The organism is Streptomyces soli (assembly GCF_003999195.1).
GTDB classification, from domain to species: domain Bacteria; phylum Actinomycetota; class Actinomycetes; order Streptomycetales; family Streptomycetaceae; genus Actinacidiphila; species Actinacidiphila soli.
In genome coordinates this window covers 38,061-50,908 of the sequence record NZ_RJVR01000204.1, presented here as the reverse complement: position 1 = coordinate 50,908, position 12,848 = coordinate 38,061, and the positions used below count along the sequence as shown (strand labels likewise).

At 67.8% G+C, this 12,848-nt stretch carries 9 protein-coding genes; 5 read left to right on the top strand and 4 right to left on the bottom strand.

The genetic code is table 11. The annotated features are described in order from the left end of the window. The first annotated feature begins 75 nt into the window (after positions 1-75). Positions 76-336: a hypothetical protein gene (locus EFK10_RS47530; protein ID WP_164836058.1), complete on the top strand. Its 261-nt coding sequence runs from the start codon at positions 76-78 to the stop codon at positions 334-336. 1,538 nt (positions 337-1,874) lie between these two features. On the opposite strand, the gene EFK10_RS19595 is transcribed toward EFK10_RS47530, so the two are convergent. Further along, on the bottom strand, positions 1,875-2,444 hold the full coding sequence (locus EFK10_RS19595; protein ID WP_407647102.1) for a TetR/AcrR family transcriptional regulator: 570 nt from the start codon (positions 2,442-2,444) through the stop codon (positions 1,875-1,877). 176 nt (positions 2,445-2,620) lie between these two features. Here EFK10_RS19595 and EFK10_RS19590 point away from each other — a divergent pair, with 176 nt between their 5' ends. Continuing rightward, positions 2,621-3,649: an aldo/keto reductase gene (locus EFK10_RS19590; protein WP_127356980.1), complete on the top strand. Its 1,029-nt coding sequence runs from the start codon at positions 2,621-2,623 to the stop codon at positions 3,647-3,649. 428 nt (positions 3,650-4,077) lie between these two features. Here EFK10_RS19590 and EFK10_RS19585 read toward each other — a convergent pair whose 3' ends face one another. Both EFK10_RS19585 and EFK10_RS19580 read right to left on the bottom strand, forming a co-directional pair. Next, complete coding sequence (locus EFK10_RS19585) at positions 4,078-4,902, bottom strand: Yip1 family protein (protein WP_240677323.1); 825 nt, start codon at positions 4,900-4,902, stop codon at positions 4,078-4,080. Positions 4,903-5,243: 341 nt separating this feature from the next. Further along, positions 5,244-6,698, bottom strand: coding sequence for an FG-GAP-like repeat-containing protein (locus tag EFK10_RS19580; RefSeq protein ID WP_127356978.1), 1,455 nt, complete (start codon positions 6,696-6,698; stop codon positions 5,244-5,246). 229 nt (positions 6,699-6,927) lie between these two features. Here EFK10_RS19580 and EFK10_RS19575 point away from each other — a divergent pair, with 229 nt between their 5' ends. Then, positions 6,928-7,680 (top strand): DsbA family protein, encoded by a 753-nt coding sequence (locus tag EFK10_RS19575; protein WP_127356977.1) that lies wholly within the window; start codon positions 6,928-6,930, stop codon positions 7,678-7,680. Positions 7,681-7,749: 69 nt separating this feature from the next. On the opposite strand, the gene EFK10_RS19570 is transcribed toward EFK10_RS19575, so the two are convergent. Then, a complete protein-coding gene (locus EFK10_RS19570; protein ID WP_127356976.1) occupies positions 7,750-10,011 on the bottom strand; it encodes a (Fe-S)-binding protein in 2,262 nt (753 codons plus the stop codon). A 308-nt stretch (positions 10,012-10,319) separates the two neighbouring features. Here EFK10_RS19570 and dnaK point away from each other — a divergent pair, with 308 nt between their 5' ends. Both dnaK and grpE read left to right on the top strand, forming a co-directional pair. After that, a complete protein-coding gene (gene dnaK, locus EFK10_RS19565; RefSeq protein ID WP_127356975.1) occupies positions 10,320-12,170 on the top strand; it encodes a molecular chaperone DnaK in 1,851 nt (616 codons plus the stop codon). Next, the gene (grpE, locus tag EFK10_RS19560) at positions 12,167-12,838 is read left to right on the top strand and encodes a nucleotide exchange factor GrpE (RefSeq protein ID WP_127356974.1); all 672 of its coding nucleotides are present in this window, start codon (positions 12,167-12,169) and stop codon (positions 12,836-12,838) included. The genes dnaK and grpE overlap by 4 nt, the downstream gene beginning before the upstream one ends. The last annotated feature ends 10 nt before the right edge of the window (positions 12,839-12,848 follow it).

Below are 12,848 nucleotides of genomic sequence, written 5' to 3'. Positions count from 1 at the left end.
CGCGCAGGGCTGGTGCGCGAAGCGCCGGTCACTCCGGCGTGAGAATCCGATACTCGACCCCCGGGAAGAGGAATCATGCGCGCGTCAAAGATCAGGCGTCTGGCCGCTGCTGTTGTCGTGGCACCTATCGTGGCACTCGGTGCCTCGGCTGGTGTTGCCAGCGCGGCCACCACCCACCCGTCGTCCACCGCGGTCGTTACTGCCCACCACAACGCGGGCTGGGGCGGCTGGGGCTGGGGCGACGACTGGGGCTGGGGCTGGGGCGGCGGCTGGGGCGGCGGCTGGGGCTGGGGTGGTGGCTGGGGCTGGGGCTGGGGTGGTGGCTGGGGCTGGTGATAGTCCGAGGTCAGTGCTACCCACCCACTAGCACGCTTCTGTTTCCCGCTGTTTGATCCGGGTGCCCGAGGCAAGTCGGGCACCCGGACCCTTCTCCAAACGAGGAACCGGCGAACGAGAAGATTGCGAAATCCCTCGAAGAGGCGGGGGCAACCTATGGCAAGGCCAGGAATGCAACTGACGCAGATCCAGTACTAGCCAATAGTCGGGACTCCGTACGGTGTCCCGACTACCTTAATCTCCGCGATACACCTAGAACCTTTGATCAGATAGCCAGCTCCTTTTGCATGGCCGTAAGCATATTTGCGTAACAGTCGGCATAGGAGCCCCAAACCTGGGCCGGTAGCACGTTGACCTCTGGGTCCGCCACAAGGCAAACCTCATGCAACAGCAGGGACTGTTAGATGACCTCGGCAACCCGGCGTCTGAGTCTCTCGGCAGACGAGCATGGTCTCCGCTAGGTGCTTCCGACGCGCGCCTGCTCGGGGATGTGGCACCCCCGACACAAACGTCGGCGGTCTTCGTGCTGGCCCAACTCGCCGACTTCAAGCGTCTCAGGAAGCGCGCAGCCAAGCACGACGCTGGCGGTCCGACGTCTCCTGAGGCCGGCCAAGGTTGTGTGCTGCGGCGTTGGGTTTGCTCGGTTCTCGTAGAAGTGACACGCCGGTTCGTTGACCTGCGGGCGTACCGCCGACTGTTCCTCTGATCTGCTGGGGAGCGGTCGGCGGTTGTCATTGTTGTGTGCCGTTGGCTGCCCTCGTACGGCCCAGCGACGGCCCGGGGAGCGTGGTGGACGATCTCCTGGTAGGTCGTGAGGTTGCCGTCAGGCTGCCGTCACCAGCGCCGGTGCCGATCTCTTCGGTGGGAGCTACCGGCGGGCCGACCGCAGACGTTTGCGGGGATGTACCCAGAGCCGCAGCGCCGCGACGTTGCCGTCCTTGGATGCTTCCATCCTTGCGGTTTCGTGTGGACCGACCCGGAAGACCCAGAGGGGTGTCCAACGCCTGCGCCCTCTCGGACTTGTCCAGCGCACCGCGGGGAAGTCCGTGATCTCTTTGATGCTTTCTCGCGGAATTCCACGCGTCCGCAGGTAGCCCCGAACCGTCACCTCAGCGAACCGTCACCTCAGCGTTTTGGCACGTGACACCAAGCCGGTACCCCCGGACCGCGATGACCACGGATGCGAGCAGGGCCACGCACGCCGCGAGACGTGGATACACGGCAGCGGCCTGAGCCCCGTAAGCCACGCTGGCGACTGCTGGAATCACTCCCAGGCTGCTGTTCGCCACGCGACCCAATCTCGATGGCGACAACTCCATGACGGCCCCTCCCATCCTGTCCGAGAGCGAGCCTACAAAGCCGAGCCATGCGCTCCCCGTTGTTCCCCGTCATTTTCTGTCCGGACGATCATGTGCGGAGCCAGATCACGAGGACTGCGGCGGTGGCGGTGCCGAGGAAGATGTAGCCGCGCTTGTCCTACAGCGCATCCACCGCGCAGCGGCATGTCCAGCAACCGCCCACCGGCCTCAAACACTCACTCAGCGGGTTTCCTGGGTGTGGGTGCCGTAGCGGTAGCGAAGTCCGTCGATGAGCAGTGCGACCATCCGTTGCGTGTGGCCTTTGTCGTCTTCCTGGGCGGGCAGGGTCAGATTGCCTGTGGCGCGCAGCAGGTCTTCGGGGTCGACGTCGGAGCGGATCTCACCGGCTTTCACCGCGGTGTCGAGGAGCGTGCTGAGGACAGGCATGAAGCGCTGCTGGAAGTAGGAGGGCAAGGTGTCGTAGGCCGGGTCCCCTGAGTGCAGGGCGGCGCTGAGTCCGCGTTTCGTGGCGATGAAGACCGCGAAGCGCTGCAACCACTTGGCGAGTGCTTCGGCTGGTTCGTGCTGCGCTGCGAGGGAGGATGCGGCGTCGGCGCAGGCGTCGACTTCGTTGCGGAAGACCGCGGCGATGAGGGCTGAGCGTTGCGGGAAGTGGCGGTAGAGGGTGCCGGCTCCCACGCCTGCCTTGGCGGTGATCTGGCGTACGGGTGCGTCCACTCCCGAGGTGGCGAAGACTTCTGCGGCCGCCGTGAGCAGGGCGTCGGTGTTGCGTTGCGCGTCGGCGCGCACGCGCCTAGGGGGCCGTCCTTCAGTCGCGCCGGCGTTGGCTTCCCGAGTCGTGTCCTCGCTCACGATGCTTCCCCTTGCTAACCGGAACGTTGTTCCGTATCGTCTAGATTGAACGTTGTTCCGTTTATGCAGCGTAGCGCGCTGCATCGGGCATCGGCCAACGCACAAGGAGATTCATGAAGTACCGCACACTGGGCCGAACCGGCATCAAGGTCAGCCCGTACTGCCTGGGCGCGATGATGTTCGGCGTCGTGGGAAACCCCGATCACGACGACTCCGTCCGGATCATCCACAAGGCGCTGGACGCGGGCATCAACTTCGTCGACACCGCCGACGTCTACTCACGCGGCGAGTCCGAGGAGATCGTCGGGAAAGCCCTCAAGGGCCGCCGGGACAAGGTCGTGCTGGCCACCAAGGCCCACCTCCCGATGGGGGACGACCCCAACCAGCAGGGCAACTCGCGGCGCTGGCTGGTCCGCGCGCTGGAAGACTCCCTGCGCCGCCTGCAGACCGACCACGTCGATCTGTTCCAGATCCACAGGCCCGCGCCGGACACCGACGTGGAAGAGACACTCTCGGCACTCACCGACCTCGTGCGCGCGGGAAAGGTCCGGACCATCGGCGCCTCCACTTTTCCCGCCTCGGACATCGTTGAGGCGCAGTGGGTCGCCGAGCGACGGGGCCTGGAGCGGTTCCGCACCGAGCAGCCGCCGTACTCGATCCTCAACCGAGGAATCGAGCGTGAAGTACTGCCCGTCTGCGAGCGCTACGGCATGGGCACCATGGTCTGGAGCCCTCTCGCACAGGGCCTGCTGACCGGCCGCTACCGCAAGGGCCAGCAGACCGACAGCCGCCGGGCAAGCCGCGGCTTCAAGCATCTGACCGACGAGCGCCGACTCGACGCGGTCGAACAGCTCATCCCCGTCGCTCAGGACGCCGGGATGTCACTGACGCACATGGCGATGGCTTTCGCGATCGCCCACCCCGGCGTCACCTCCGCGATCATCGGCCCGCGCACCATGGACCACCTCAATGACCTCCTCGCGGGTGCGGAGACCGCGCTGAACGACGAGGTCCTCGACCGGATCGACGCCATCGTGCCTCCCGGTACCGACATCGGGATGCTCGACATGGCCTACAACCCACCTGCCGTCGGGCAGGCCCGCCTGCGCCGCCGCCTGCCCGACGAACGCTCCGCCGCCTGACCTGACCCGGGAACGGCCCAGCGGTGCTCAGCCGACTTTGACCGCTCAGCCGCACCGCCAGTTGCCGGGCCGCGGCCCGAGCGTCGGGCCCGACCGGGTTCCAGGCTCCTTGCCGGTTGGCCCTTCGGTTTTCCGGGGGCGGGCGGGGTTGGGCACCCCTCCCACCCGCGGCCCCAGGGCACGGCGGTGAAGCAGGACGGACACCCCTGGGCTTCCACCAGCCGGGTCGCCGGCCGCTGGGCCGTCGGTCCAGCGGTCAGCAGCCGGACATCTGGAGGCTAGCGCGCACCACTTTCATAGAGTCAAGGACGCCTGGAGCGTTGAACCGCCGGTCGTGCGGCGCCAGGGACAGGTGCTGGACGCGTACACGAGCACGGACGTAAGTAAGGGGCGCTCTCCCGGGAGAGCGCCCCTTACCTACGTTCAGATCAGATGACCGGGAGCTTGAAGAGCACCAGCAGCGCGATCAGCTGGATGGAGGCCGCGCCGAGGGCCTTGGGCCAGGGGAGGTCGTGGGACTTGCTGACCATGGAGGTGAGGAGGGCGGCGCAGGCGAGCCAGGTGATCCAGCCGAGGACCTGGACGAAGCTGTTGGCGCTGCCGAGGAAGAGGGCGAAGAACAGGCGGGGGGCGTCGGTGAGGGAGGTGATGAGCATCGCGAGGCCGATGGTGGGGGCCCAGGCGCCGTCGCCGCCGAACTGGCGGGCGAGGGCGTTGGTGACGGCGCCGAGCATGAGGCCGCTGAGTATGACGGCGATGGCGGTGCAGATCACCCAGGGGATGCTGTTGGACATGGTGGCGTTGAGCACGTCCGTGCGGGCGGCGTCGAAGCCGAAGACGGCGAGCAGGCCGTAGAGGAACGTGACGGTGAGCGCCGGGCCCCAGACCTGGTAGTCGCGCATCTGCCAGAAGGTGGCGGCCGGGCGCAGCACGATGCCGCTGATCAGCTGCTTCCAGTGCAGGCGTGGGCCGGCCGGAGGGACGGTGGTCTGGCCGGCGCGGTAGGTGGTGACGTGGTCCTGGCTGCCCGGCTGCTGGGGAGCGTCGGGGGCGCCGCCGAGGGTGAAGGCGCGGGTGTGGCCGGGGTTGTCGTTGTACGAGGGCACGGGGGCGGGGCCCGGGGTACCGAAGTACTCGGGCTCGCCTTCTACGGCGGCGGGGGTGTAACCGTAGCCGGAGCCGTATGGCGGCTGCTGCTGCGGTTGGCCGTAAGTCTGCTGCTGCCCGTACGGCTGCGTGTTCTGCGGTTGCACGTCCCGGTCCCGTCCGCGTCTGTTCCTGAATCCAGCCACGTACTCGAAATTACCCGGTCCGGGTGCGCGGGGGAGCGACCCGCCGCCCACCCCGAGGCTTTGCTGCCAAGCTGTGACAGACCCGAGAACAGACCAGGGGCTCCGTTACGGCGGGAAGCCCGCTGACGAGGTCGTTGCTGCTCAGCTGGGTGACGCCGGTGGAAAAGGTCGGCGTAGCCGAAGGTGTCGTCGGCCTGGAGGCTGCCGGGGACGCCGGCGCATCGGGACGGAGTCCCGGGGGGTGCCCGGGGCCCGCCTTCCGGGTGGGAGGGCGGGCCCCGGGGCAGGGGGGTCAGGGTGGGTCAGTTGGCGAAGTTGCCGCCGAGGACGGGGGAGCCGGTGGTGGAGACGCCGGCGGCGCTCGCGCTGATGCCGACGGCGCCGGTGGTGGTGATGCGGGAGCCGCTGGAGAGGAGGCCGGTGATGGAGCCGTCGCCGCCGTTCTCGCCGTAGGCGCCGACGGTGAGGTCGGCCTTGCCGTCGCCGTTGACGTCGTCGAGGTGGACGTCGGAGCCGAAGTAGTCGTTGTCCTCGTTGGTGCCGGGGACGCCGGCCCGGTCCTGGGTGAAGTACTGGATGTTGTTGGTGGTGTCGATGCCGGAGGCGGAGCCGAACAGGACGGTGACGGCACCGGTGTTGGTGTCGGAGCCGATGTCCTCACCCTGGGTGCCGACGGCGAGGTCCTGGTAGCCGTCGGCGTTGATGTCGCCGAGGGCGAGTTCGTTGCCGAATTGGTCGCTGGTCTCGGAGTCACCGGGGACGGCGCCGGAGTTCTGGGTGAAGGTGGTGCTGGCGGCCGGGCCGGTGGCGGAGCCGTAGGTGATCTTGACCTTGCCGCCCTTGGAGGTGCCGGGGACGCCGCTGGTGGCGTCCCACTGCATGCCGGTGACGATGTCGCCGTAACCGTCGCCGTTGACGTCGCCGATCCCGGTGATGATGCCTGCGGAGAGCTTCACGCCGTTGGAGGTGGTCAGGCCGGAGGCGGTGCCGGGGAGGTAGTAGTTGGCGTTCCAGCCCTTGTCGCTGGTGGTCTCGTAGCCGTCGACGACCAGGTCCACCTTGCCGTCGCCGTTGACGTCGCCAGCGGTGAGGTTGAGCGGGCCGGTGTCGCCGCCGGACATGATGGCGGGCTTGACGGTGTAGCGGCCGCCGGGGGTGCCGCTCTTGTTGATGCCGCCCTTGTAGACGTAGATGGTGCTGGCGTTGGAACCGATGGCCAGGTCGTCCGTGCCGTCGCCGTCGAAGTCGCCGGCGGCCAGGGACTGGCCCCACTTGTCGTTGCTGCTGGTGGCCGGGTTGTTGATGGCGGTGCCGCCGGTGAGGCCGCCGGCGGAGCCCCAGAGGATGGCGACGCTGCCGCCGTCTGTGTCGGTGCCGACGTTGTCCAACGGGGCGCCGACGGCGAGGTCGCTGTAGCCGTCGCCGTTGAAGTCGCCGATGGCGCTGACCCAGCCGAAGCCGGCGTTCGTCTCGGCGCTGCCGGGGACGCCGGTGGTGTTCTGGCTGATGGTCTTGCGCTTCGAGGAGGACAGGCCGTGGGCGGAGCCGTAGAGCGCGACGATCTGGCCGGCGCCCTTCTTGCCGGACACGTAGGCGTTTCCGGCGGAGACGGCGACATCGGCGTAGCCGTCGCCGTTGAAGTCGACCTTGGCGCCGGTGACGGTCGCGGACGCGGCGCCGGCGGCGACCGCCAGCAGGCTGCCGGTGAGGGCGGCCGCAGCGGTCGTCGCGAGGGCGGTGCGTATGTGCTTGTGCATGCTGGGTCTTCTCCTGTGCATGCCGGGATGCGTGCGGGCATCCAATGCCGTTGGGGTGCCTTTGGCCGTGTATGCCGGGTCATTGCCTCGGCACAGGACGGCGGTGGCATATCCCAGACCATCGGAGTGGGACGGGAGTTGTACGGGAGGCGGAAGTTTTTCGGGTTACCCACTGGGGCCCCTGAGCCCATAGCGTTCATGCCAACGAGCAATCGGAAGGGACCACTTCATGCCTGTACGAACCGCCGGGCGCGCCGCTGCCGCCGCTGCCGCCGTGCTGATCACGCTGACGGTGACGTCGTGCGACCCGCTGGGTGCGGTGACCGACTCCGGCTCCAAGGCCACGCCGTCCTCGGCGGTCTCGGCCTCGGGCGGCCCAGAGCTGTCGGACCCCGCCGTGCTCGCGGCGATACCGGCGAAGCTCAGCTCCGACGGCACGACGATCACCGTCGGCCAGGCGTCCGCGAAGAACACGGTCCAGGTCTACGAGGATCTGCGCTGCCCCATATGCAAGAGCTTCGAGACCGCCTCCGGTCCGACCCTGGCGTCTCTCGCCAAGTCCGGCAAGGTCAAGATCCAGTACACCCTCGCTTCCTTCCTGGACGGCAACCTCGGCGGCAACGGCTCCAAGCGCGCCGCCAACGCGCTGCGCGCCTCCCTGGAGCAGGGCAAGTTCGTCCCGTACCACGAGGCGCTCTACGCCAACCAGCCCGAGGAGTCCGTGGACGGCTTCACTGCCGGCTTCCTGCTGAGCATCGCGGGCAAGGTCGACGGACTGCGGGGCACGGCCTTCGACGCCGCCGTGCAGAAGGGCACGTACGACAGCTTCGTCAAGCAGTCCGAAAAGGCCTTCGAGTCGAGCGGCGCCCAGGGCACTCCGTACGTGAAGATCAACGGCAAGGAGGTGGCCTCCACGGACTCCTCGAAGCTGCACGACCCGGCGCAGTTCGCGCAGCTGCTGAAGCAGTACGGGGTCAAGTAGCGGGCCGCATACGGAACGCGTCGAGGCCGGCCCGGACGATTCCGGGCCGGCCTCGACGTATGGGTACCGCTACTTCACCGGCTCGGGTTCCGAGTCCGCGTTGGCCTGCGGGGTGTCCGCGGTCGGGGTCTTGACCGACTCGAGCAGCAGCTGGGAGACGTCCACGACCTGGAGCGACTCCTTCGCCTTGCCGTCGTTCTTCTTGCCGTTGACGGAGTCCGACAGCATGACGAGACAGAAGGGGCAGGCGGTGGAGACGATGTCCGGGTTGAGGGACAGCGCCTCGTCCACGCGCTCGTTGTTGACGCGCTTGCCGATCCGCTCCTCCATCCACATGCGGGCGCCGCCGGCGCCGCAGCAGAAGCCGCGCTCCTTGTGGCGGTGCATCTCCTCGTTGCGGAGCCCCGGCACCTTGGCGATGATCTCGCGCGGCGGTGTGTAGACCTTGTTGTGGCGGCCCAGGTAGCAGGGGTCGTGGTAGGTGATCAGACCCTCGACCGGGGTGACCGGGATCAGCTTGCCCTCGTCGACGAGGTGCTGGAGCAGCTGGGTGTGGTGGACGACCTCGTACTCGCCGCCGAGCTGCGGGTACTCGTTGGCGATGGTGTTGAAGCAGTGCGGGCAGGTGGCGACGATCTTCTTCCTGGACTTGGGGAGCTTGGTGCTCGCGTCCTCGTCGTCCTCGCCGAAGGCCATGTTGAGCATGGCGACGTTTTCCTGGCCGAGTTGCTGGAAGAGGAACTCGTTGCCCAGGCGGCGGGCGGAGTCACCGGTGCAGTTCTCCTCACCGCCCATGATCGCGAACTTCACGCCCGCGATGTTGAGCAGCTCGGCGAAGGCCTTGGTGGTCTTCTTGGCCCGGTCCTCCAGGGAGCCCGCGCAGCCGACCCAGTACAGGTATTCGACCTCGCTGAGGTCTTCGACATCCTCGCCGACGACCGGGACCTCGAAGTCGACCTCCTTGACCCAGGCCAGCCGCTGCTTCTTGGGCAGGCCCCAGGGGTTGCCCTTCTTCTCCAGGTTCTTGAGCATCGTGCCGGCCTCGGAGGGGAAGCTGGACTCGATCATCACCTGGTAGCGGCGCATGTCGACGATGTGGTCGATGTGCTCGATGTCCACCGGGCACTGCTCGACGCAGGCGCCGCAGGTGGTGCAGGACCACAGCACGTCGGGATCGATGACCCCGTTCTCCTCGACGGTGCCGATCAGCGGCCGCTCGGCCTCGGCGAGGGCGGCCGCCGGGACGCCGGCGAGCTGCTCGGGCGTGGCCCTCTCCTCGCCCTCGGCGTCCTTGCCGCCGCCCGCGAGCAGGTACGGCGCCTTGGCGTGGGCGTGGTCGCGCAGGCTCATGATCAGCAGCTTCGGAGACAGCGGCTTGCCGGTGTTCCAGGCGGGGCACTGCGACTGGCAGCGGCCGCACTCCGTACAGGTGGAGAAGTCGAGGATGCCCTTCCAGGAGAAGTGCTCGACCTGCGAGACACCGAACTGGTCGTCCTCGCCCGGGTCCTCGAAGTTGATCGGCACCCCGGCCGACACCATCGGCGGCAGCGCGCCGAGCGCGGTCGCGCCGGACTCCTCGCGCTTGAACCAGATGTTGGGGAAGGCCAGGAAGCGGTGCCAGGCCACGCCCATGTTGGTGTTCAGCGCGACCGTGATCGCCCAGGTCATGGTGACGCCGAGCTTGATCATCGCGACGAGGTAGACCAGGTTCTGCAGCGTCCCGGTGCTCAGCCCGTGGAAGGCGGCGACCAGCGGGTACGAGGCGAAGTACGCGGCCTCGTAGTGGTCCACGCCGTGCAGCGCGCCCTCCAGGCCCCGCAGCGTCATGATCGCCAGGCCGATGACGAGGATCACGTACTCGACGAAGTACGCCTGCCATGCCTTCGACCCCGCGAAGCGGGACTTGCGGCCGGCGCGGGAGGGCAGGCTCAGCAGCCGGATCCCGATCAGCACCAGGATGCCGACGGTCGTGGCCAGCGCGATGAACTCGGTGTAGACCTCGTACGGCAGGAAGTCGCCGAGCACCGGCAGCGTCCAGTCGGCCTTGAACAGCTGGCCGTACGCGGTGACGATCGTCAGCCCGAGCGTCAGGAAGCCCACGGCCACGAACCAGTGCGCGACGCCGATGACGCCCCACCGGTTCATCCGGGTGTGCCCGACGAACTCCTTGGCGAGCGTCTTGCTGCGCTGCACGGGGTTGCCCGTGCGCGCGCCTGCCGGGGTGGGCTGGCCGAGCTTCACGAACCGGTAGATCTGCGCGACGGCGCGGCTGATGAGCGCAACGCCGACCGCGGTGAGGACCAGCGACACGATGATCGCGGCGAGTTGCATTACGGGGCTCCTCGGACCTGCGAGAGCGGTACTTACGGTCGTTCTTACTAAGCAGTAACTTATCCAGTTTCCACGAGATTATCGCCTTCCCTCAGCCACCAGAAGCCGCCCTGCCGGTGATCTGCGTCGCCCGTACGACCGCTGTCCGGCCCCGGCGGCCCTCGCAATGCCTCTGACGTGCAGTTAAGGTACTTATGCGCCCCTTACGCGGAGGAAGGTTGAGTCTGGAGGGCTCATGCCTTTTGACACCGGCGAAACGGTGAGGCACTCTTGAGCCAGTTCCACTCAAGTCGCTGGAGGATTTCAAAATGGCACGTGCGGTCGGCATCGACCTGGGCACGACTAACTCCGTCGTCAGCGTTCTGGAAGGCGGCGAGCCCACCGTCATCACCAACGCCGAGGGCGCCAGGACCACGCCTTCCGTCGTCGCCTTCGCCAAGAACGGCGAGGTGCTCGTCGGCGAGGTCGCAAAGCGCCAGGCGGTCACGAACGTCGACAGGACCATCCGGTCGGTCAAGCGCCACATGGGCACCGACTGGAAGATCAACCTGGACGGCAAGGACTTCAACCCGCAGCAGATCTCCGCGTTCATCCTGCAGAAGCTGAAGCGGGACGCCGAGGCCTACCTGGGCGAGAAGGTCACCGACGCGGTCATCACCGTGCCGGCGTACTTCAACGACTCGGAGCGCCAGGCTACCAAGGAGGCCGGCGAGATCGCGGGTCTCAACGTTCTGCGTATTGTCAACGAGCCGACGGCGGCCGCCCTCGCCTACGGCCTCGACAAGGACGACCAGACCATTCTCGTCTTCGACCTCGGTGGCGGCACCTTCGACGTGTCCCTCCTGGAGATCGGTGACGGCGTCGTCGAGGTGAAGGCCACCAACGGTGACAACCACCTCGGCGGTGACGACTGGGACCAGCGTGTCGTCGACTTCCTGGTGAAGCAGTTCCACTCCGGCCACGGCGTGGACCTCTCCAAGGACAAGATGGCGCTGCAGCGCCTGCGCGAGGCCGCCGAGAAGGCGAAGATCGAGCTGTCCTCGTCCACCGAGACCTCGATCAACCTGCCCTACATCACGGCTTCCGCCGAGGGCCCGCTGCACCTGGACGAGAAGCTCACCCGCGCCCAGTTCCAGCAGCTGACCGCGGACCTGCTCGACCGCTGCAAGACCCCGTTCCACAACGTCATCAAGGACGCCGGCATCCAGCTGTCCGAGATCGACCACGTGGTCCTGGTCGGCGGCTCGACCCGTATGCCCGCCGTCGCCGAGCTCGTCAAGGAGCTGACCGGCGGTCAGGACGCCAACAAGGGCGTCAACCCGGACGAGGTCGTCGCCATCGGCGCCGCGCTTCAGGCCGGTGTGCTCAAGGGCGAGGTCAAGGACGTCCTGCTGCTCGACGTCACCCCGCTGTCCCTCGGCATCGAGACCAAGGGCGGCATCATGACCAAGCTGATCGAGCGCAACACGACCATCCCGACCAAGCGCTCCGAGATCTTCACGACGGCCGAGGACAACCAGCCGTCCGTCCAGATCCAGGTCTACCAGGGCGAGCGCGAGATCGCGGCATACAACAAGAAGCTCGGCATGTTCGAGCTGACCGGCCTCCCGCCGGCCCCCCGTGGCGTCCCGCAGATCGAGGTCACCTTCGACATCGACGCCAACGGCATCATGCACGTCGGCGCCAAGGACCTCGGCACCGGCAAGGAGCAGCGGATGACCGTCACCGGCGGCTCGGCGCTGCCGAAGGACGACATCGACCGCATGATGCGCGAGGCCGAGCAGTACGCGGACGAGGACCACAAGCGCCGCGAGGCCGCCGAGACCCGCAACCAGGCCGAACAGCTCGTCTACCAGACCGAGAAGTTCATCGCCGACAACGCGGACAAGGTCCCCGGTGACGTCAAGGCCGAGGTCGAGACCTCGATCGCGGACCTCAAGGAGAAGCTGAAGGGCGACGACACCGGCGCCATCCGCGAGGCCACCGAGAAGGTCGCCGCCACCAGCCAGAAGCTGGGCCAGGCGCTCTACGCCAACGCCCAGTCCGAGGGCGCGGCCGGCGCCGGTTCGGCCGACGCGGGTGCCCAGCAGGCCGCCGCCGATGACGACGTCGTGGACGCCGAGATCGTCGACGAGGACAAGAAGGACGGTGCCGCGTGACGGAGGAGACTCAGGGCTTCGACAACAACCAGGAGCCTGATGTCCCCTCTGCCGACGCCGCGGAATCCGTAACGAACGACGCGGCGCAGGGCGCCGGGCCCGCCGACCAGGCGGGCCCGGGCGCCCCGGCCGGGGACGCAAGTTCCACAGCCGGTGCCACGGCCACAGCCCTGCAGGCGCAGCTGGACCAGGCCCGTACCGCGCTCGGCGAGCGCACCGCGGACCTCCAGCGGCTCCAGGCCGAGTACCAGAACTACCGTCGCCGGGTGGAGCGGGACCGTATCGCGGTCCGGGAGATCGCCATCGCGAACCTCCTGACCGAGCTGCTCCCGGTCCTCGACGACATCGGCCGGGCGCGGGATCATGGCGAGCTGGTCGGCGGCTTCAAGTCCGTCGGCGAGTCGCTGGAGACCGTGGCCGCCAAGCTGGGCCTGCAGCAGTTCGGCAAGGAGGGCGAGCCCTTCGACCCGTTGGTGCACGAGGCCCTGATGCACAGTTACTCGCCGGATGTCACCCAGACCACCTGCGTGCAGATCCTCCAGCCCGGGTATCGCATCGGTGAACGCACCATCCGCCCCGCGCGGGTGGCGGTCGCCGAGCCCCAGCCGGGGGCGCAGAAGGCCGATGAGACGTCCGAAGAGGAGAACGGTGGCCCCGAGCAGGGCTGACGCGTCACAC